The sequence below is a fragment of the Tsukamurella sp. M9C genome, from assembly GCF_020169415.1.
Classification (GTDB): domain Bacteria; phylum Actinomycetota; class Actinomycetes; order Mycobacteriales; family Mycobacteriaceae; genus Tsukamurella.
Window position 1 is genome coordinate 25,905 of record NZ_JAIULG010000032.1, and the last position, 19,545, is coordinate 45,449.

The following is a 19,545-nucleotide window of genomic DNA, read 5'->3' on the forward strand; positions in this document are numbered from 1 at the left end:
AGAACCGTTCCAGCCACCGCGCAACGCAGGCAAGGCGACCCTTTCTGCAGGTCAGGGGCTGTTTCTTAGGTTAGCCCTACCCCTCTTAGCCACGCCTATCGCAAGATCGAGGACCACGAACGCCAGCAGCGAAACGCCGAACACTGGCAGGAACCACCCGAGGAACGCGATGCCCAGAATCGCCGGAATCGCGTGCGACGGTTCGACCTTCCGGATCGCGCCCCGCGCCGGCGGCTTCGGGAGCCCGCCGCGTTTCGGCCGTCGCTGCCACCACATGAGGTAGCCGCGCACGATCACGGTGACGAGAAGCGCTGCGAACGCAACCAATGCGATCTGGTTGAGCAGACCGAACTGCCAGCCCATGTGGGTGTTGATGAGCAGCTCCGTCGCCTTCGCCAGCAGCGGCCACGACGCGAAGGCGAGCACGGTGATCACCTGCCCCGTGTTCGGATCGACGGTGGCGGAGTCGATACCCATCCGCCACGGCTGCCGGGTCTGGGCCACCGTGATCGCGACGGTCGGATCGGTCGGGATGGAGACCTGGACGGCACCGTCGACCCCGCGGGCGGCGGCCTCCGTGACGGCCCGGTCCAGGACCGCGATGTTGCGGGCCCTGGTCTGTTCCGCGACCTCCGGCGCGACCGGAGCGGTGGCGGCGGGCATCTCGTGATCGGCGTGCGCGCCGCCCCCGCCCCCCGCTCCGCCCGGCGTCAGCGACGTGGACAGGGCGGGCTTGGTCCAGCCCAGCTCCGTCCGCAACTGGCCGATGTTCTCGCCCGCGTACTTCGACCAGGTCAAGCCCGTCGCGGAGAAGAACAGCAGCCCGAGGAGCAGCCAGGTGCCGATGGAGGCGTGCCGGCTCATCCGGCCGCCCCGGCCCTTGGCCTTTCGGTCGTAGGCCAGCATCCGCCGCGGGTTCCCCCGACGGTGCCGCCACCACAGGTAGAAGCCGCCGAGCGCGACGACCCACAGCCACGACGCCGCGAGCTCGCTGTAGAAGCGACCCACGTCGCCGAGGTGCAGGTCGACGTGCAGCCGGTCGATCCAGAATCGGATCGGCAGCGCCTCGACGGAGCCGTAGACGGGCAGCGCGCCCTGGACCTGCGCCGACGCGGGGTCGACGTAGACGGCGAGCTGGCGGCCGTCGGCCGTGAGCGCCGGATCGTCGAACAGCACGCGGGTGGTGAGCCCGGGGCCGTCGCCGGTCCGCACCGCCGCGACCGGCAGGCCGGGACGGGAGGCCTGCGCCGCGGCGACCTGCTCGGCCAGCGGCCGGGCGGGGCCGTCCGTCCGCGCCTCGAGCTGGTCGGCGTAGACGAACTTCTCGACGGTGGGCGCGGCGGCGTACAGGCCGCCGCTGATCGCCGCGATGAGCAGGAACGGGCCGACGAGCAGGCCCGCGTAGAAGTGCAGCCGCAGGATCGCGGCGCGCCACCCGGGCCGCGCCCGGGCGGGCGGGGCGGCGGGTGGAGTGGGTTCGGTCGGCGGCGCGTTCTCGGCCGCCGAATCGGTCACTGACATGAGGACACCTCACGGGGTAGTGCGCGTATGCGCGGGGAGCCCGGGCGGCGCAGGGCCGATCCGGGCGGGTGATGACGGGGTGTGGGGTGTCAGGCGGGCGGCGCGCGCAACGCCCCGTGCCGCGCGAGCACGGGGAGCGGGACGGCGCGGAAGGTCCAGACCCGGGCGACGACGGTGCCGGTCCGGGTCCGCCACGTCGGGGTCAGGGGCGCGAGCGTCGCGAGCGCGACGCGCAGCGCGTGCTCGGCACCGGCGATCACGGTGCCCGCGACGACCGCCGCCACGATGTGCGCGGCGGCCATGGTCGGGCTCAGCGCGAGATGGCCCATCGTCAGCCCGAGCGCGAGGTGGCCCGCGCCCTGGCCGAGCAGCAGCAGCGCGGCGGCCGCCCGCGTCCCGGCCGTGCGCGGCCGTGCGGCGAGCACGCCGAGCAGCGCGCACACGGCCGCGAGCAGCAGCACCGCGGTCGTCGGGATCGACGGTGCCGCGGCGGGAGCGGCGGTCATCTCCATCGCCGGCATCGAGTGCATCGCGTGCCCGCCCATGGCGTGGCCGGGCATCGTCGACATGGCATGCCCGGACATGGCCGACATGGCGTGCCCCGGCATCGCGTGGCCCTGCATCGCAGAACCGCCGCGCATGGCGAACGCGTGCGCGGTCAGGCTCGCCGCGAAGGAGACCGCGCCCACGGCGACGCCACGGAGTGTGGCTTCGGGGCGGGCGGGGCGGAACACAGCCGGAATACTACTCCCCGTAGGGGACGGGTTCGGAGCGGGAACCGCAGGTCAGGACCGGGCGGCGGCGACGAATGCGCGGATCAGCGCGGGATCCTTCACCCCGGGCGCCGACTCGACACCGCTGGAGACGTCGACGCCCGACGGCCCGAAGGCGGCGATCAGCGCGGCCACGTTGTCCGGCCGGAGGCCGCCGGCGAGCAGCCAGTCGACGGTGGGCGGGACCGGCAGGTCCGCGGGGGCGAAGGTCGCGCCGGACCCGGGCACCGTCGCATCGATGAGGAGGCGCTCGTCGCCGGCGTGGCCCGAGGCGGTGAACCGGGCGGCGGAGATCGCGCGGATGGTGCGGAAACCCGCGTCGGCGGCCCGGGCGAAGTGGTCGCCGGGCTCGTCGCCGTGCAGCTGGATCGTGGCGACGCCGGCCTCGCGGGCGAGGCGCAGCACCTCGTCGATCGGCTGGCCGCGGAAGACTCCGACGGTCTCGACGCCGTCCGGGACCCGCGCGATCAGCGCCGCGGCGTCCGCGGGCCCGATCAACCGGACACTGCCGGGGGCGAAGACGAAACCCACCGCGTCGGCGCCCGCCTCGACCGCGGCGTCCACGGTCTCCGGCGTCCGCAGCCCACACACCTTGACGAACACGGGCCGATACTAGGTCACGGCATACCGGGGATGGCGCCGGGAGCAGCGGGCGCGGTCGGCACGGCCGCCGGGGGAGCGGTGGGCACGGGCATCGTGCACGGCGGGAACGTCGGGTTGTACGGCGGCGTGCACAGCTGCATGGCGCAGTTCTTGCCGTTCCAGAAGGGTGCCTGCCCCTGCGGACACGGTTCGAGCGCGTTCGCGGCGCCGACGGCGATCGGGGAGACGAAGGTCGCCGAGACCAGGCCGAACGCGGCGAGACCGGTGGCCAGCGCCCGGCGGCCGTGCATGCGTCGGTGTGCCATGAGAACCCCTTCTTCGTGAATGCGAGTTTCAGAATAACAATTCGCGCTGCGATCGCACAGCCGATTCAGGGAAGGTCACCGCCCGCCCCGCGGAGGAAGGCGCCGCTCACGGCGACGGCGGGCGCGGAGCTCTCGCCGGAGACCACGAGGGTCGCGAAGGCGAGGTCGCCGACGATGCCGGCGAACCAGCCGTGCGCGTGAGTGTTGTCGCCGAACTCGGCGGTGCCGGTCTTGCCTCCGAGCCCCTCAATGTCGCGCAGCGCCGTCGCGGTGCCGGACGTGACGGTCTCCCGCATCGCGGTGCGCAGCGCCTCCGCGACGCCGGGGTCGATCGGCTGGGGCTGCGTGTTCGCCGGCGCCGGCTCACCGTCGAACAGCGAGGGCCGGACCATGCTGCGCGCCGCGAGCGAGGCCTCGACGACCGCCAGGCCGAAGGGCGACGCGGTGACCCGGCCCTGCCCGATCGACTCCTCCACGCGCTCGGCGGGGGTGCGGGCGGCGGGGACCGATCCGGTCACCGTCGTGATCCCGGGGATCGTGAAGTCCACGCCCAGCCCGAACCGCTTGGCGGTGTCGGTGAGGGCGGTGTCCCCGAGCCTGGTGCCCAGGCCGGCCATCGTCGTGTTGCAGGACTTCGCGAAGGCCGTGTGCAGGGGCACGGTGCCGAGCGCGAACTCGTTCTCGTTGGGAATCGTGCGGTCGCCGAAGGTGGCTCGGCCCGGGCAGGCGAGCTGCGCGTCGGGCGTGGTGATCCGCGCGTCCAGCGCGGCGGCGGTGGTGATGGTCTTGAAAGTCGAGCCGGGCGCGTACAGGCCGGTCAGGGCGACGGGGCCCTGTTTGTCGGCCGCGGCGTTCTGCGCGACCGCCAGGATGCCGCCGGTGGACGGGCGGATCGCGACGAGCATCGTCGCGCGCTTCTCCCCGGCGACGGCGGCGTTCGCCGCGCGTTGCAGCCCGGCGTCCAGCGTGGTCCGGACTGGCTGCACCTGCGCGGCGGGGAACGAGTCGACGAGGCGCAGGGGCTTGCCGTCGCCGTCCACGACGGTGACCGAGGAGCCCGCTGCGGCGTCGACGGCGCTGCGCCACTTCTCCTCCAGGCCCGCGACGACGGGCGAACGCAGCACCGGCGCCGCGGTGAGCAGGCGCCCCTCCTCGCGCACCGTCACCCCGTCGATCCCGCTGAGCTTCCCGACCTTCTTCGCGTCGGCGGCGCGCAGCGAGATGACCGCGGTGGGGGAGTCCTTGCCCTCCACCGTCTTCCGCAGGCCGGCGGCGGTCACCGTCGGGTCGGCAGCGGCGAGCCGGGTCGCGAGGGCGTCCGCCGCGGAGGCCGCCTTCGCCGGGTCCAGGTTCACGACGGTGACCGTCTGCCAGGTCAGGAACGGCACGTTCTTGCGGTCCACGACCGGTGTGCTGTAAGGCTTCTCGTCGGCGTACAGCAGGCGTGCGCCCTCGGACGTCGCGTCGGGATGCACGACGGTGGGCCGCCAGGTGACCTTGCCGCCCCCGGCCGCGACCTTGGTGGTGAACCGCACGCCGTGCTTGCGGGGGAGCGCCCACGACCACGTGAGCGTCCGGTCCTCCCCGTCCTTGCCCGCCGTGACCGTGGGTTTCGCATCCCCCATGCCGTCGAACGTGGCCTGCAGCGCGGTCGTGGCGGACTCGGGGTCGGAGGTGAGGCCGGCGGCCTGAGCGGCGTCCCGCCCCGAGAGTGCGGTCGCGAACTTGGTCACCACGTCGTCCTCGGAGCAGGCGACGAGGGACGCCGCGAGGGCGGCGATCGTGAGGATCGCCGCGCCGCCGCGGGCGGGGCGGGCGGGCCGGTGCAGGGTGGAGCGCATGCGCCCCAGTCAACCCGCGCGGGGCGATACCCGCCAAAGAGCGAATCCGGCGCCGGCGATAGCGATCCGCTATCAGTGCAGGTCGAGTGGTACGCGAAGCGCGTCGACGGCGATCGCCGCGACCGTCCCGATGGCCGCGTCGACGCGCGGCAGGCTCGGATCGTTGCGCGCCGCGTGCGTGAACACCGCCACTGCGACGGGGTGCTCGCCCGGGTACGCGACCACCGCCACCTCGTTGCGGAGCGCGCCGAGGGTCCCCGTCTTGCCCGCGATCGACGGTGCGGAGCCGAAGCCCGAGGCGACGCGGTGCCGGAAGACCTGCCCGGCGAGCGCCGAACGGGCGAAGGCGCACTGCTCCGCGGACGCCGCGGTGTCCGACCAGATGGCGGCGAGCAGCGCGGTCATGTCCGCGGCCGTGGTCGCGCTGCCGAAGGTCGGGTCGTAGGCGCGCACGGGTCGCGCGAGGTCGTCGTCCGCGAGCGCCGCGAAGGCCTCGGCGACGGTGCGCGTATCGGTCTCCGCCATCATCGCGGCCTGGATCTCGGCGTCGCCACCCACGATCCGCGTGCTGTGCAGCCCCAGGTCGCGGGCGGTCCGCTGCACCGCGTCCAGCCCCACCAGGCCCATCACCACGCCCGCCGCCGCGTTGTCGGAGACGGCGACCATCGAGCGCAACAGGTCGCGGACGCTCAGCTCGACGGGATCCGAGAGCGTCGCGATCCCCGTCGGCCCGGGCGTCGCGGCCGCGGGGTCGACGACGACCCGCGCGCGAGGGTCGAGCCGGCCGGCGTCGACGGCGCGCGCCGCCGCGACCAGCAGCACCACCTTGTAGACCGACGCCGGGACGACCGGCAGCTCGCCGCCCACCGACAGCACGGACGCCGGGCCGGGCGGGCGGCCCACGACGCGCGCGTGCAACCACCCGTTGCACCCGGCGTCGGCGAAGACGGCGTCGATCCGCTCGGCCGCCGTCATCGCGCCAGCCGCCACAGCACCGACTCCAGTCGCGCCGCGTCCGGGTGGTCGCGGCGGCCGAGGACCTTGACCCGCAACGGGAAGTCCGTCGCCGGGCGCCGTGCGGTCCCGGCCGGGACGTCCTCGCCGGCGGCGACGGGCGTGAAGGCCAGGCCCGCGGCCACGGCGGCGTGCGCGGCGGCCTCGGTCTCGGTGATGAGCACGGTCGACGTGATGCCCCGCGCCGTGAGGCGGTCCAGCAGCAGGTCGGCCGCGGGCGGGTTCGCCGCCCGCGGCGGCAGGGCCACCGCGAGCGCCGACAGGTCGCGCAGGCGCGGTGACCGGAATCCCTCGGGCACCAGGAAGTCCCGCGGCAGCGCGATCACGGGCCCCGACGGTGCGCCGTCCCCGAGCACGGGGTGCTCGACCACGGCGACGTCCAGCAGGTCCTCGGCGACGGCCCGCGCGAGCTGCGGGGACGCGCCGGTCGAGAGGGTGAGCGGCGCACCGTCGATCGCGGGGGAGAGCGCGGCGGCGCAGGCCGCGGCCACCGCCGAGCCGAGCGCATCGCAGAGGGCGACCCGGCGCTCCCCGGTCCCGGCGCCGAGCCGCGCCGCCTCCGCCACGAACCGGTCGGCGTCGCGGACCATCACCCGGGCCCGCGGCAGCAACTCGCGGCCGGCGGGCGTGAGGTCGGCGCCCCGTCGACTCCGGTCGATGAGAGTGACCCCCAGGGTCTCCTCGAGCCGGCGCAGGCCCGCCGAGACCGGCGGCTGCGTGATCCCGAGCCGATCGGCGGCGCGGCCGAAGTGCTGCTCCTCGGCGACCGCGACGAAGAAGCGCAGGTGCCGGATGAGGTCCATGCGCCGGAGTCTAGCCAGCCCAATCGCGCCCGCGGGGCGCCGGGAAGCAGCACAATCGACAGGCGTGAGTGATGCCGTGGACGCCGAGATCGCGCAGATCCGGGACGCCCTGACGGCGCGGATGGGCGAGATCACGATCTCCGTCGTCGCGTCGATCCGCCGCCAGATCCCCTTCTACGCCGACGCGGGCGCCGTCTCGGAGGAGATGGTGACCGAGGCGGTGCGGGACAACCTGACCTACATGGTGCGGGCGCTCACCGACACCTCCTTCGACACCGCCCCGGCCGCGGCGACCGGTCGGACCCGCGCCGAGATCGGGGTGCCGCTGGCCGCCGTCATGCACGCCTACCGGATCGGAGTGCACCGCGTCTGGCAGGAGGTGCACGCGATCGCGGAGGCGCGGCCCGCGCTGAGCCGGCAGGCGCTGCTCTCCGCGACGCAGCACATGTGGGAGGCGCAGGACCAGTTCGTCGACGCCATGGCCGGCGCGCACCGCGACCGGACCACGGAGCAGGCGCTCGACGACGCCGCCGAGCGCGCCGCGCTCGCGGAATACCTTCTGCAGGGGCGCATCCCGAGCGATCAGAGCCTGTGGGAGATCGCCACGATCCTCCGCATCCCGACGACGGGCCCGTACCTCGCGGTCGCCGCGGCCACCGTCGAGGTGGGCCGGGCGCCGCTGCCGGGCATCGCCGATCGGCTGCGCGCGATCGACGCCTACTCCGCGTGGCGGCTGCTGCCGGACCAGCAGATCGGGATCATCCACGCCCCGACGCCGGCGGTGCGCACCGCGGTGATCGACCTGCTGCGCCGGGTGGCCGTCGCCCGCGTCGGCGTGAGCGCGCCCTTCGGCGACCTGCGCGACACCCCGCAGGGGCTGACGTTCGCACGTCGCGAGCTCGTCGGGCCGGGCAGTGGGGTCTCGGTGTTCGACGGTTCCGTGCTCGGCACGGCCGCGATCGCGGCGCCCGAGACCACCGTCGAACTGGCGCGGGGCGTGCTCCGCGGCCTGTACGACCTGCCCGACGACGACCGCGAACCGCTGTTCGCCACGTTCCGCGCGTGGGTCGCGCACGACGGGAACGTCAAGGACGCCGCGGGCGCACTGTTCGTGCACCCCAACACCGTCCGGCATCGTCTGCGGCGGGTGGAACAGCTGACGGGCCGCTCGGTGGGTTCGCCCCGCGAGGTCGCGGAACTGTGCCTCGCGTTCGAGGTCGACGCCCGTGTCCGTTTCCAGGTGGGTTCCGCGCGCGATGTGACAGCCTGAGGCCGCGGCACGGTGACGTGCGCCACAGCGACTCGGAGGAGCCCCATGCCCGACACGGACGATCTCGCCCACCTCGACCTGACCGACGTGGCGGAGCTGCTCCGCGCGGGACGCATCACCTCCACCGCGGTGACCGAGGCGCTCCTGGCCCGGATCCAGGCCCTCGATCCGGCCCTGCACAGCTACGCGCACGTGGGTCGGGAGGCGGCGCTCGAGGCTGCCGCGCGGGCGGACGCCGAACTCGCGCGCGGCCGGTGGCGCGGGCCGCTGCACGGCGTCCCGGTCGCGGTGAAGGACCTGTTCTACACCACCGACGCCCCGACAGCGTCGGGCAGCACGGTGCACGCGGGCCATCGCTCCGACCACGACGCCACCGTCGTCGCGCGGTTGCGCGCGGCGGGCGCCGTGATCCTGGGCAAGCTCACGATGACCGAGGGCGCCTACACGAGTCACCACCCCGACCTGCCGACGCCGGTGAATCCGTGGGACGCGGACACCTGGTCCGGCGCCTCGTCCAGCGGCTCGGGCGTGGCGCCCGTCGCCGGGCTGTGCTTCGGCGCGCTGGGGACCGACACCGGCGGATCGATCCGCCTGCCGTCGAGCGCGAACGGCACCACCGGACTCAAGCCCACCTGGGGGCGGGTGAGCCGCTACGGCAGCACGGCGCTGGCCGCGAGCATGGACCACATCGGGCCGATGGCGCGCAGCGCACGGGACTGCGCCGCGATCCTCGGCGTCATCGCCGGCCAGGACGTCCACGACCCGACGGCCTCGCTGCTCCCCGTCCCCGACTACCTGCGCGACATCGCGCTGCGCCGCGCCCCGCGGTTCGGGGTCGACCCCCGGCTCAACGAGACCTTCGACGCGCACACCCGCGCCATGCTCGACGGCGTCATCGAGACGGTGCGCGATCTCGGCTTCCTGGTGGTCGAGGTCGAGACCCCCGACTTCCCCGATGCGGCGCAGCACTGGGCCCCGCTGTGCGCCGTGGAGACCGCGTACGAGCACCGTGCGACCTTCCCCGGCAGGGATGCCGAGTACGGCCCCGACCTGCGCGACCTGATCACCCTGGGCCAGGGCATCGGCGGCGTCGAGTACCAGGGGATGCTGGAGTGGCGGCGCGACTTCATCGGCCGGTGCCGCAGGCTGTTCGCCACCGTCGACCTGTTGCTGCTGCCCGGTACGGGCATCGCCTCGCCGACCCTGTCGCAGATGGCGAACCTGGGCAGCGATGAGGAGCTCCTTGCGGGATTGCTCGTGCCGACTGCACCCCTGGACATCGCCGGTTTGCCGTCGTTGACCTTGCCCGGCGGCTTCACCGACCGGGGCACGCCCCTCGGCTTCCAGTTCGTGGGCGGGGAGTTCGCCGAGCAGCTGGTCCTGCAGGCAGGACACGCCTACCAGGGCGTCACCGACTTCCACCTGCGCCGACCGCCGCTCGCCGTCGGCGGGCCCGCTCAGGGATAGCGAATCGCAAAGTCGGGGTGCGGTTGGACTGCAGTTCCAAGCTGTGGTGATTGTGTTTCGTGACACCCCAGCGGGCGGAACGGTGTTTGCGTCACCATCGACGCGACAGGGTGTTCCGGGTCACTCTGTAAAGGACGAATCCGACACCCGCCCACGAAGGACCTCCGATGACGAACCTCGCCGAGAACCTCACCGACGCCGCCGCTTCACACGCCGACACCGTCGCCCTGAAGTGCGATGATCTCCAGTTCACCTACGCGGAGTTCGACGACGCCGCCGCGCGTTTCGCCACCTACCTCGCCGAGCAGGGCATCGCGCCCGGTGACCGGGTGGGCATCATGCTCCCGAACACCCCGGCCTTCGCGATCGTCTTCTACGGCATCATGCGGCGCGGCGCGATCGCGGTGCCGATGAACCCGCTGCTCAAGGCCGCCGAGGTCGAGTACTACCTGGCGAACACGGCCGCCAAGGCGCTGTTCGCCACCCCGGTCTTCGCCGACGATGCCGAGGCCGGCGCGAAGGCCGCCGGTGCGGCGTGCCACTTCGGCGACGACGCCGCGCTCGCCACCCTCCTCGCGAAGTACGAGCCGACGGCGGCCGTCGAGCCCCGCGAACCGTCGGACACCGCGGTCATCCTGCACACCTCCGGTACCACCGGCAAGCCCAAGGGCGCCGAGCTGACGCACCAGGGGCTCGGCATGAACTGCGAGATCGCCGGCCGCACGCTGCTGCACCTGAACACCGACGACGTGGTGATGGGCTGCCTGCCCCTGTTCCACGTCTTCGGCCTCACCTGCGGCCTCAACGCCGCGGTCCGCTTCGCCTCGACGCTCACCCTGATCCCGCGTTTCGACCCGCGCAAGGCGATCGAGGTCATCGGGCGCGATCGCGTGACCGTCTTCCTCGGCGTGCCCACGATGTACGCCGCGATGGTCGCCGCGTTGCAGCCGGGCGACGACGTCTCCTCGCTCCGGGCCTGCGGCTCGGGCGGCGCCGCGCTGCCGCTGCAGGTGATCGCGGACTTCGAGAAGGCCTTCAACGCGATCATCATGGAGGGCTACGGCCTGTCCGAGACCTCGCCCGTCGCGTGCTTCAACCACCCCGACAAGCCTCGCAAGCCCGGCACCATCGGCACCCCGATCGAGGGCGTCTTCATGCGCGTCGTCGACGACGCCGGCAAGGAGGTGCCGCAGGGCGAGCGCGGCGAGGTCCAGGTGCGCGGCCACAACATCATGAAGGGCTACTGGAACCTCCCCGAGGCCACCGCCGCCTCGATCGACGCCGACGGCTGGTTCTCCACCGGCGATATCGGCATCGTCGACGAGGAGGGCTATTTCTCGATCGTCGACCGCAAGAAGGAGATGATCATCCGCGGCGGGCTCAACGTCTACCCGCGCGAGCTCGAAGAGGTGCTCTACAGCCACCCCGAGATCGCGGAGGCCGCGGTCGTCGGCATCCCGCACTCCTCGCTCGGAGAGGAGGTGGGCGCCGCCGTCGCGCTCAAGGCCGGCAGCACCCTCACCGCCGAGGCGGTCCGCGACTTCGTCAAGGAGCGCGTCGCCTCCTACAAGTACCCGCGCCACGTCTGGGTGCTGGCGGAGCTGCCCAAGGGCGCCACCGGCAAGGTCCAGAAGCGCGACATCAGCATCCCGTCCGAGTACTCCGCCTGAAACCGAACCTCCAGAGAGTCGAGGCACTGCCATGACCACACCTGATACCGATCGCACACCCGAGGACGAGTTCGGCGCTCCGCTCGACATGCTGCTCGTCAACTCGACGAAGTCCTTCGCCTCCCGCATGCTGCCCAACGCCACCTGGGCCCGGATGGCGCAGTCCCTGGCCGGCAAGCCGGTCACCGTCGCCGAGCGCGGCGCGGGGCTCGTCAAGGAGCTCGGCCTCATCGCCGCGGGCAAGAGCCAGCGCGCTCCGAAGAAGGGCGACTTCCGCTTCTCCGACCCGGCGTGGAAGGAGAATCCGCTGCTGCGTCGCGTCGAGCAGGCCTACCTCGCCGCGTCGGACACCGCCGACCAGCTCTACGAGGACGCCGAGCTCGACTGGAAGGACGCCGAGAAGATGCGGTTCGTCCTCGACAACGCGATCGAGGGCCTCTCTCCGACCAACAGCCCCCTGCTCAACCCGCTGGGGTGGAAGGCGCTCATCGACACCGGCGGCCTCTCCGCGCTGCGTGGCGCGAAGAACTTCGCCCGCGACATGGCGAGCACGCCGCGCATCCCGTCGATGATCGACCCCGACGCCTACACGGTGGGCGAGACGCTGGCGACCACGAAGGGCACCGTCGTCCTGCGCACCCGGATGTTCGAGCTGATCCACTACGCCCCGCAGACCAAGCAGGTGCGCGAGGTGCCGATCCTGCTGGTGCCGCCGGTGATCAACAAGTTCTACATCATGGACATCGCGCCCGGCCGCAGCCTCATCGAGTACTACGTCAAGGGCGGCCAGCAGGTCTTCGCGGTCTCCTGGCGCAATCCGTCGGCGCGGCACCGTGATTGGGGCTTCGACGACTACGGCCAGTCCATCGTCAAGGCGCTGGACGCGCTCGAGGTGATCACCGGCGCCGACAAGGCGAACATCTTCGCGACGTGCTCCGGCGGCATCCTCACCTCGATGATGATCTCCCACCTGTTCGCGACGGGCCACGGCGACCGGATCGCCGGGCTCACCCTCGGCGTGACCGTTCTCGACCAGAGCCACGCCGGCCTCGGCTCGGCCCTGGCCAGCGAGCGCGGCGCCGAGGCGGCCATCCGCACCTCCGCGGGCAAGGGCTACCTCGACGGTGCCGCCATGGCCGAGATGTTCGCCTGGCTCCGCCCGACGGACCTCGTGTGGCGGTACTGGGTGAACAACTACATCCAGGGCCGCTCTCCCGCGCCCTTCGACGTGCTGTTCTGGAACGCCGACACCACCCGGATGGCGGCGAACCTGCACAAGGACATGGTCACCATGGGCCTGCACAACACCCTGGTGACGCCCGGCGAGCAGATGATGATGGGCACCCCCGTCGACCTGTCGAAGGTCGAGTGCGACGCCTACGTGCTGGGCGGCATCTCGGACCACATCTGCCCCTGGCAGGCCACCGAGCGCAGCGCGGCGCTACTGGGCAGCAAGGACAACACCTACGTGCTGTCGACCGCCGGCCACATCGCCGCGCTGGTCAACCCGCCCGGCAACCCGAAGTCGTCCTTCCGCACCGGCCCGGTGCTGCAGGAGCAGACCCCCGAGGAGTGGTTCGAGGCCGCCGAGAAGCAGGCCGGCTCGTGGTGGCCGCACCACCTGGCCTGGCTGAACGAGCGCAGCGGCGCCGAGATCGACGCGCCCAGCCAGCTGGGTGCCCCCGGCTACGAGCCGCTGGCGCCCGCGCCCGGCACCTTCGTGCACGAGAAGTGAGGACATCCATGACCACCACGATCTCCACCCCCCAGGATCTGCTCGGCCTCGTCGGGCAGCCGCTCGGCACCACCGAGTGGATGACCATCGATCAGGACCGGGTCAACCTCTTCGCCGACGCCACGGGTGATCACCAGTGGATCCACGTCGACCCGGAGAAGGCCGCCGCCGGGCCGTACGGGCGCACCATCGCCCACGGCTACCTCACGCTCTCGCTGGCGCCGCTGTTCATCGCCGAGGCGCTGGTGATCGAGAAGGTCCAGGCCGGCGTCAACTACGGTCTCAACAAGGTGCGGTTCCCCGCGCCGGTCCCCGTCGGCGCGCGGGTCCGTGCCGCCGTGGAACTGGCCGGGGCGCAGGAGAAGCCGGCCGGGATCGAGGCCGTCATCCGCTTGACCTACGAGGTCGACGGTGCCGACCGGCCGGCGTGCATCGCCGAGACGGTGGTGTTGTACCGATGAGCGACGACACGACCACCACAGAAGTCGAGCTGCCCGACGAGCTGATCGCCACCGGCGGCCAGCGGATCCGGGTGCGCTACCGGCCCGGCGTGGGCGTTCCGTTGGTGCTGTGCAACGGGATCGGCGCGAGCCTCGAGGTGCTGGACCCGTTCGTCGACGCGCTCGACCCGCAGCGCCCCGTGCTGCGCTTCGACGTTCCCGGCACGGGTGAATCGCCCACGTCGATCCTGCCGTACGGCTTCCCGTACCTCGCGTGGGTGCTCGGCCGGGTGCTGGACGAGCTGGACATCGGCGTCGTCGACGTCCTGGGCCTGTCGTGGGGCGGCGCGCTGGCACAGCAGTTCGCGTTCCAGAACCCCATGCGCTGCCGTCGCCTGATCCTGGTGTCCACGGGCACCGGCGCGATCATGGTGCCGGGCAATCCGCTGGTCCTGGCCAGGATGGTCACTCCCCGCCGCTTCAAGGACCCGGAGTACGGGGCGCAGATCGCGGGCGAACTCTACGGGGGCAGCGTGCGCGAGGACGGCCAGGAAGTGGCCGACCTGTTCATCCGGCAGCTGCACGCGGGCTCGAAGATGGGCTACCTGCACCAGTTGCTGGCGGGAGCGGTGTGGACGTCGATCTTCGCGCTGCCGGCGATCCGGCAGAAGACTCTGCTCGTTTTCGGCGAGGACGACCCGATCATCCCCATGATCAACGGGAAGATCTTCAAGAAGCTGATGCCGCGTGCCACGCTGCACGCGCACGACGGCGGCCACGTCGACCTCGTCGCGCGGGCGGACCAGCTGGCTCCGGTGATCGAGGACTTCCTGGGAACGCCCCATCTGGGGAAACGGCAGTGGCGCGGCCGGGTGGCCGGTCTGCTCACACCCGGCGACTGACCCTGGAATCATTCCAAAATCGGGCGTACTCTAGTTCGCATGACTGAGGTGGACACCGCCGAGGACCGACTGCGGGGCGTGGGGCTGCGGATCACCGCGCCCCGCGTCGCCGCGCTCGGCTTCCTCGACGGGCACCCGCACGCCACGGCCGACGACGTGGCCGAGTACCTGCGCGGCAGGCTCGGCACCGTCGCCACGCAGACCGTCTACGACGTGCTGCGGGTGTGCGCCGAGAAGGGCCTGCTCCGCCGCATCGAGCCCGCGGGTTCCGCCGTCCGGTACGAGGCCCGCGTCGCCGACAACCACCATCACCTGGTGTGCCGGTCGTGCGCGAAGATCGTCGACATCGACTGCGCCGTCGGTGCGGCGCCCTGCCTCACGGCCGACGACGACCACGGCTTCGTCATCGACGAGGCCGAGGTCACCTTCTGGGGCTACTGCCCCGATTGCGCCCCCTGAACGATCGGATCGAGCTCCTCCGTCGAGAGCAGGAGCAGCGCCGGCCGCGCGCCCGGCCGTTCGACGAGGCCGACCGTCACCGCCCGGCCGTCCGAGTGCCACAGCCGGGAGCGGTAGCCGGGAGCGGTGTCGAAGCGCGGATCGCGCGCCCAGCCGGCCAGGCCGGCTGCGACGGTGTCTGCGGCGACCTCCCACGTCGTGCCCGCCGCGAGCGTGTATCCCTCGGCGGTGCTCGGCTTCCCGTACTCCTCCCGCACGCGCGCGTGCAGATCGGCTAGGGCGGCGTGCGCGCCGTCGATGGTGGCGGTGTCGAGGAGGCCCTGCTCGGCCCCCGGGGGCAGGCTGAGACGCAGCGGCTCCGGCGACGCGTTCGAGCAGCCCGCGACGAGCGCGAGCGTCGCGATCACGAGGGCGATCGCGGCGCGAACGCGCACGCGGGGCGCCGCGGCGGGGCGGTACGGCATGGAACGAGACTATCGACCGAAGGCCGGTCGCGAATCGGACTAGTGTCGGGAGGGAGCCCCGCCCGGACCGGGCGGGCACAACGCGAAGGAGCGCCGGATATGAGCTTGGACGTCGTCTACACCATCTCCTCGACCGCCACCGGTGGCGGTCGCGACGGGCACGTGAAGTCGGCCACCGGCCGCATCGACCTGGACACGCGTCCCCCGAAGGAGATGGGCGGCAACGGCGAGGGGACCAACCCGGAGGAGCTGTTCTCCGCCGGTTACGCGGCGTGCTTCCTGGGCGCGATCCGCGCCGTGGGCCGCAACGAGAAGGTCGCCGTCCCGGACGACACCACCGTCGACGTCACCGTCGGTTTCGGCAAGACCGAGTCCGGCTTCGGCATCAACGCCGCCATCAAGGCCACGCTGCCCGGTCTCGCTCAGGCGGACGCCGAGGCCCTCGTCGCCAAGGCGCACCAGCTGTGCCCGTACTCGAACGCGACGCGCGGCAACATCGACGTCGACCTGACCACCGCGGTCTGATCGGCGCCTGAGCACACTACTGCGGCCCGCCGCCCTGGGACTGGTCTTCCTGGGCGGCGCGGCCGGTACGTTCGTTCGCGCCGAAGTGGGGCACTGGCTGCCGCACAGCCCCTTCGCCTGGTCCACCTTCACGGTGAACATGCTCGGCGCGTTCCTCCTCGGCGGCATCGTCGAGGCCCTCTCCCGTCGGCCCGACGACGAGCGGCACCGTCGCATCCGGCTGCTGCTCGGCACCGGCTTCTGCGGGGGCCTGACCACCTACAGCGCGTTCGCGCTGGACATCCACGATGCGCCCCCGGCCGTCGGCGCCCTGTACGCCGGCGCGACGGTGCTCGTCGGCCTCGTCGCGGCCCTCGCCGGGGCGGCGGTGATGCGTCGATGACGACACTCCTGATCGCCGTCGGCGGAGGCCTCGGGGCCGTCCTGCGCTACCTCGTCGACGGTGCGCTGCGCGCCCGCCTCTCCTTCTGGGCAACCGCGGCGATCAACGTCTCGGGCTCGTTCGTGCTCGGACTGCTCGCGGGGGCCGTCGCTGGGGGAGGGCTCGGCGGGACGGCGCTGGCGGTGCTGGGCACGGGCGTGTGCGGCGGCTACACGACCTTCAGTACCGCCACCGTCGAGACCCTGACGCTCCTGCGGGACAAGCACTACCGCGACGGTGCGCTGTACGGGCTGGTGACGCTCGGCGCGAGCGTCGTCGCGGTGTGGGGCGGCTACGCCCTCGGCGCGCTCTGACCTTCGGCGCGACTCTGCGATGGGCGTCCGGCGTGTCGCCCCCGACACGCACCGAGGATCGTCACGCGCCGTTGCGCTCGACCGCGTACCGGTACACCGGCCGGGTGAGCGCCAGCGATATCAGCATCAGGAACATCACGATGAGGGCGCCCCACATGGGCAGGCCCGCCAGGGGTGCGCCGTTGTGGTCGACGCCGAAGCGGCTCACCGGATCGCTGTAGTCGCGTTCGTTGCCGAGCAGCACCGACGCGGCGGCGAGGAGGAAGCCCACGAACACTGCGAGGCCGTAGAGCACCGTCGCCCAGCGTTGTCCGAACAGCGCGAAGAGGCCGGTGAAGGCCATGGCCGCGACCACCACGAGCCCGGCGATCGCGATGACCAGGATGGTGATCGTGCGCACGCCCAGCGGCGACGAGGGGAAGTTCCCCGGGTAGCCCGTGGTGCCGAGCAGCGCCGAGCACTGGATGATCGCGGTGACGTACAGGGCGATGGCCCCCGCGCCCGCGGCGAGAGAGACGAGGACCCACAGCCACATCGCGCCGGGCCGGCGCACGCTCGCCACCGTCAGGCCAGCCGGGCCTTGACGGCGGACGAGAGCCGCTTGCCGTCGGCGGCGCCCGCGGCCTTCGCGTTGGCGACCTTCATGACCTGGCCCATCTGGCGCACCGTCGGCGCCTCGCCGAGCTCCGCGGTCACCTCGGCGATCGCGGCGTCGACGAGGGCGTTCAGCTCGTCGTCGCCGAGCTGCTTCGGCAGGTAGCGGGACATGACCTCGGCCTCGGCGCGCTCCTTGGCGGCCAGCTCGGCGCGGTCGTTCGCGTCGAAGATCTCGGCGGCCTCGCCGCGCTTCTTCACCTCGCGCGCGACCACCTTGAGGAACTCCTCGTCGGTCAGCGCGTGCGCCGTGCCGGAGGTCTCCTCGTTCTGGATCGCCGAGAGCAGCATGCGCAGCGTGCCGGTGACCAGGACGTCCTTGGCCTTCATTGCGGTCTTGAGGTCGTCGCGGATAGCGGCCTTCACTTCTGACATGACGTCCAAGTTACGCGGTGTGCGAGGGTGCGGCAGCTGAGTATCCTGGGGGAATGGCAGTTCATCCTCTTCTCAAGGCCGGCGCCGGGCTGGCGGGCGCGGGTGTCGCGTCCCTCGCCTACGCGGGAGTCTTCGAGCGCAACGCCTTCACGCTGCGTGAGCACACGCTGCCGATCCTGCCGCCGGGCACGCCCACGCTGCGGATCCTGCACATCTCGGACCTGCACATGACGCCCGGCCAGCGGCTCAAGCAGGCCTGGGTGCACGAGCTCGCCGCGCTCGAGCCGGACCTGGTGGTGAACACGGGCGACAACCTCTCGCACCCGCGCGCGGTTCCGTCGGTGGTGCAGACCTTGAACCCGCTGCTGGGCCGCCCGGGCCTGTTCGTCTTCGGCTCCAACGACTACTTCGGGCCCACGCCGAAGAACCCGGCGAAGTACTTCGACAAGGATCACGAGCGCAAGCACGGCGAGCCCCTGCCCTGGCAGGACCTGCGGGCCGCGTTCGCCGAGCGCGGCTGGCTGGACGCGACGCACCAGCGGCGGCGGCTCGAGGCCGGCGGGGTCACAATCCAGGTGGCGGGTGTCGACGATCCGCACATCGAGCGGGACCGGTACGAGACCATCGCCGGGCGCGCCGACGAGTCCGTCGACCTGCGGCTCGCGCTCACCCACTCGCCGGAGCCGCGCGTGCTGGACCGGTTCGCCGACGACGGCTACGACCTTGCGCTCGCCGGCCACACGCACGGCGGGCAGCTGTGCCTGCCGGTGTACGGCGCCCTGATCACCAACTGCGGCCTCGACCGGTCGCGGGTGAAGGGCGCCTCCGCGTGGGGCGCGCACATGAAGCTGCACGTGAGCGCCGGGCTCGGCACGTCGCCGTGGGCGCCGTTCCGCACCTTCTGCCGCCCGGAGGCCTCGCTGCTCACCCTCGTCGGCGCGCCGGTGCGCGACCGGGAGGTGGAGCTCGGCCCCGTCATCGCCCCCGAGGCGGTGCAGGCCTGACCTGCGGATTTCCTGCCCGACGGTGGCTGTAGTAATCTATTGCAGGTTGTCACCACGGGGTGTGGCGCAGCTTGGTAGCGCGCTTCGTTCGGGACGAAGAGGTCGTGGGTTCGAATCCCGCCACCCCGACTCGTTGGTTGAGACGACAGCAGGGCCCCTGATCAGTGGAAACACTGGCCAGGGGCCTTACTTGTTCCTCGATGGCCCGGGCGTCGGGTCGAGTCGATGCAGGGGAAGAGCATGAACGCTGAACCAGAGCCCTTCCTGCGGATCAAGCTCACAGCTGACGGAGACGCACCCTTCACTGTCATGTTCGAACCGAGCGGGATGACGTACGACCTCGGCGGCGGGCAGTTCATGCTGGCCGACGTCGTGAATCCTTATGGCAATGAACTCGAGATAGATCATTGGCAGGGCGGGGTCTCCGTCTGGGCACCCGGCGCGGTGGTCACCCGCGACGCCGAGGGCGCGGAACTCCACCGGCTCAATTAGCGGAGGGATCGTCGTTCTTGGACGGTGGTCTGCAGTGTGTGGCAGCTCTTCCTGATCCGGCTGAGATCAGCGTCTGTTCAGGCGTGCCGTTGCGCGAGCAGGCAATCGACGCGGCGCCGAAGAATCCTGTACTCGGTGTCCAATCGTCCTGGCTGAGTTGGACGCTCGACTGCATTGCCGCCGACGACGACCTCCTTCGTGTCGAACTGTGCGCGGGTGAAGTCGACCTCCTCGCCGCTCGGGAGCAGATTCCACCAGTGATAGTCCACTCGTTCGCCATGGATATGGACCTCACCGCGCACGAGGCGTCCACCGAAATGGTCGTGTACGACGAGGGCGGAAGTGCCGCATTGGCCGCGTGCGACATTCGTCGTCGACCACTGGCGGACATCCTCCGGAGCGCAGGTATCCGGGCCCCACGACGCGCGAAGCGCCTGGTGCAGATCATCCAGAGTCGGCGTCATGGGAGGAGCGTAGCGAGGAGGTCGGACAT

The 19,545-nt window shown here is 72.0% G+C and carries 23 protein-coding genes and 1 tRNA gene; 13 read left to right on the forward strand and 11 right to left on the reverse strand.

Features of this window, described 5'->3' with window-relative positions; genetic code table 11:
• Positions 1-51: 51 nt before the first annotated feature.
• The 7 genes from LB823_RS15415 to LB823_RS15445 form a co-directional block, all read right to left on the reverse strand.
• Positions 52-1,521: a PepSY domain-containing protein gene (locus LB823_RS15415; protein ID WP_224648203.1), complete on the reverse strand. Its 1,470-nt coding sequence runs from the start codon at positions 1,519-1,521 to the stop codon at positions 52-54.
• Positions 1,522-1,610: 89 nt separating this feature from the next.
• Complete coding sequence (locus LB823_RS15420) at positions 1,611-2,255, reverse strand: hypothetical protein (protein ID WP_224648205.1); 645 nt, start codon at positions 2,253-2,255, stop codon at positions 1,611-1,613.
• A 51-nt stretch (positions 2,256-2,306) separates the two neighbouring features.
• Entirely contained in the window at positions 2,307-2,897 is a 591-nt protein-coding gene (locus LB823_RS15425; protein WP_224648207.1) for a phosphoribosylanthranilate isomerase, read from the reverse strand.
• 14 nt (positions 2,898-2,911) lie between these two features.
• Positions 2,912-3,202 (reverse strand): hypothetical protein, encoded by a 291-nt coding sequence (locus LB823_RS15430; RefSeq protein WP_224648210.1) that lies wholly within the window; start codon positions 3,200-3,202, stop codon positions 2,912-2,914.
• 65 nt (positions 3,203-3,267) lie between these two features.
• Positions 3,268-5,043: a penicillin-binding transpeptidase domain-containing protein gene (locus LB823_RS15435; protein WP_224648212.1), complete on the reverse strand. Its 1,776-nt coding sequence runs from the start codon at positions 5,041-5,043 to the stop codon at positions 3,268-3,270.
• 72 nt (positions 5,044-5,115) lie between these two features.
• Positions 5,116-6,018: a serine hydrolase gene (locus tag LB823_RS15440; RefSeq protein WP_224648282.1), complete on the reverse strand. Its 903-nt coding sequence runs from the start codon at positions 6,016-6,018 to the stop codon at positions 5,116-5,118.
• A complete protein-coding gene (locus LB823_RS15445; RefSeq protein WP_224648215.1) occupies positions 6,015-6,860 on the reverse strand; it encodes a LysR family transcriptional regulator in 846 nt (281 codons plus the stop codon). Before LB823_RS15445 ends, LB823_RS15440 begins: the two co-directional genes overlap by 4 nt.
• Before the next feature lie 64 nt (positions 6,861-6,924).
• Between LB823_RS15445 and LB823_RS15450 the strand changes: the two genes are divergently transcribed.
• From LB823_RS15450 to LB823_RS15480, 7 genes are all read left to right on the forward strand, one after another.
• On the forward strand, positions 6,925-8,130 hold the full coding sequence (locus LB823_RS15450) for a CdaR family transcriptional regulator (RefSeq protein ID WP_224648218.1): 1,206 nt from the start codon (positions 6,925-6,927) through the stop codon (positions 8,128-8,130).
• 45 nt (positions 8,131-8,175) lie between these two features.
• Positions 8,176-9,597: an amidase gene (locus LB823_RS15455; protein ID WP_224648220.1), complete on the forward strand. Its 1,422-nt coding sequence runs from the start codon at positions 8,176-8,178 to the stop codon at positions 9,595-9,597.
• Positions 9,598-9,764: 167 nt separating this feature from the next.
• On the forward strand, positions 9,765-11,267 hold the full coding sequence (locus tag LB823_RS15460; RefSeq protein ID WP_224648222.1) for a long-chain fatty acid--CoA ligase: 1,503 nt from the start codon (positions 9,765-9,767) through the stop codon (positions 11,265-11,267).
• 31 nt (positions 11,268-11,298) lie between these two features.
• Positions 11,299-13,002, forward strand: a complete 1,704-nt coding sequence (locus tag LB823_RS15465; RefSeq protein WP_224648224.1) for an alpha/beta hydrolase — start codon at positions 11,299-11,301, stop codon at positions 13,000-13,002.
• A gap of 8 nt (positions 13,003-13,010) precedes the next feature.
• The gene (locus LB823_RS15470) at positions 13,011-13,463 is read left to right on the forward strand and encodes a MaoC family dehydratase (RefSeq protein ID WP_224648227.1); all 453 of its coding nucleotides are present in this window, start codon (positions 13,011-13,013) and stop codon (positions 13,461-13,463) included.
• Positions 13,460-14,344, forward strand: coding sequence for a poly(3-hydroxyalkanoate) depolymerase (phaZ, locus tag LB823_RS15475; protein WP_224648239.1), 885 nt, complete (start codon positions 13,460-13,462; stop codon positions 14,342-14,344). Before LB823_RS15470 ends, phaZ begins: the two co-directional genes overlap by 4 nt.
• A gap of 39 nt (positions 14,345-14,383) precedes the next feature.
• Positions 14,384-14,803 (forward strand): Fur family transcriptional regulator, encoded by a 420-nt coding sequence (locus LB823_RS15480; protein WP_224648241.1) that lies wholly within the window; start codon positions 14,384-14,386, stop codon positions 14,801-14,803.
• On the opposite strand, the gene LB823_RS15485 is transcribed toward LB823_RS15480, so the two are convergent.
• On the reverse strand, positions 14,779-15,267 hold the full coding sequence (locus tag LB823_RS15485) for a hypothetical protein (RefSeq protein ID WP_224648243.1): 489 nt from the start codon (positions 15,265-15,267) through the stop codon (positions 14,779-14,781). The genes LB823_RS15480 and LB823_RS15485 overlap by 25 nt on opposite strands.
• Positions 15,268-15,366: 99 nt before the next feature.
• Between LB823_RS15485 and LB823_RS15490 the strand changes: the two genes are divergently transcribed.
• The 3 genes from LB823_RS15490 to LB823_RS15500 all read left to right on the forward strand — a co-directional run bounded on the left by LB823_RS15490 (position 15,367) and on the right by LB823_RS15500 (position 16,527).
• On the forward strand, positions 15,367-15,792 hold the full coding sequence (locus tag LB823_RS15490; protein ID WP_068525953.1) for an organic hydroperoxide resistance protein: 426 nt from the start codon (positions 15,367-15,369) through the stop codon (positions 15,790-15,792).
• Between the two features lie 85 nt (positions 15,793-15,877).
• Positions 15,878-16,174, forward strand: a complete 297-nt coding sequence (locus LB823_RS15495) for a CrcB family protein (protein WP_374201336.1) — start codon at positions 15,878-15,880, stop codon at positions 16,172-16,174.
• Positions 16,171-16,527 (forward strand): CrcB family protein, encoded by a 357-nt coding sequence (locus tag LB823_RS15500; RefSeq protein WP_224648245.1) that lies wholly within the window; start codon positions 16,171-16,173, stop codon positions 16,525-16,527. Before LB823_RS15495 ends, LB823_RS15500 begins: the two co-directional genes overlap by 4 nt.
• Before the next feature lie 61 nt (positions 16,528-16,588).
• On the opposite strand, the gene LB823_RS15505 is transcribed toward LB823_RS15500, so the two are convergent.
• Positions 16,589-17,080 (reverse strand): hypothetical protein, encoded by a 492-nt coding sequence (locus LB823_RS15505; protein WP_224648247.1) that lies wholly within the window; start codon positions 17,078-17,080, stop codon positions 16,589-16,591.
• An 11-nt stretch (positions 17,081-17,091) separates the two neighbouring features.
• Positions 17,092-17,556, reverse strand: a complete 465-nt coding sequence (locus LB823_RS15510) for a GatB/YqeY domain-containing protein (protein WP_224648249.1) — start codon at positions 17,554-17,556, stop codon at positions 17,092-17,094.
• Positions 17,557-17,609: 53 nt separating this feature from the next.
• Between LB823_RS15510 and LB823_RS15515 the strand changes: the two genes are divergently transcribed.
• The 3 genes from LB823_RS15515 to LB823_RS15525 all read left to right on the forward strand — a co-directional run bounded on the left by LB823_RS15515 (position 17,610) and on the right by LB823_RS15525 (position 19,052).
• Positions 17,610-18,560, forward strand: coding sequence for a metallophosphoesterase (locus tag LB823_RS15515; RefSeq protein ID WP_224648251.1), 951 nt, complete (start codon positions 17,610-17,612; stop codon positions 18,558-18,560).
• Between the two features lie 55 nt (positions 18,561-18,615).
• Positions 18,616-18,689, forward strand: a tRNA-Pro gene (locus tag LB823_RS15520).
• Positions 18,690-18,800: 111 nt separating this feature from the next.
• A complete protein-coding gene (locus LB823_RS15525; protein WP_224648253.1) occupies positions 18,801-19,052 on the forward strand; it encodes a hypothetical protein in 252 nt (83 codons plus the stop codon).
• Between the two features lie 77 nt (positions 19,053-19,129).
• Here the strand turns inward: LB823_RS15525 and LB823_RS15530 are convergent, their stop codons facing one another.
• Positions 19,130-19,516, reverse strand: coding sequence for a hypothetical protein (locus LB823_RS15530; RefSeq protein WP_224648255.1), 387 nt, complete (start codon positions 19,514-19,516; stop codon positions 19,130-19,132).
• Between the last annotated feature and the right edge of the window lie 29 nt (positions 19,517-19,545).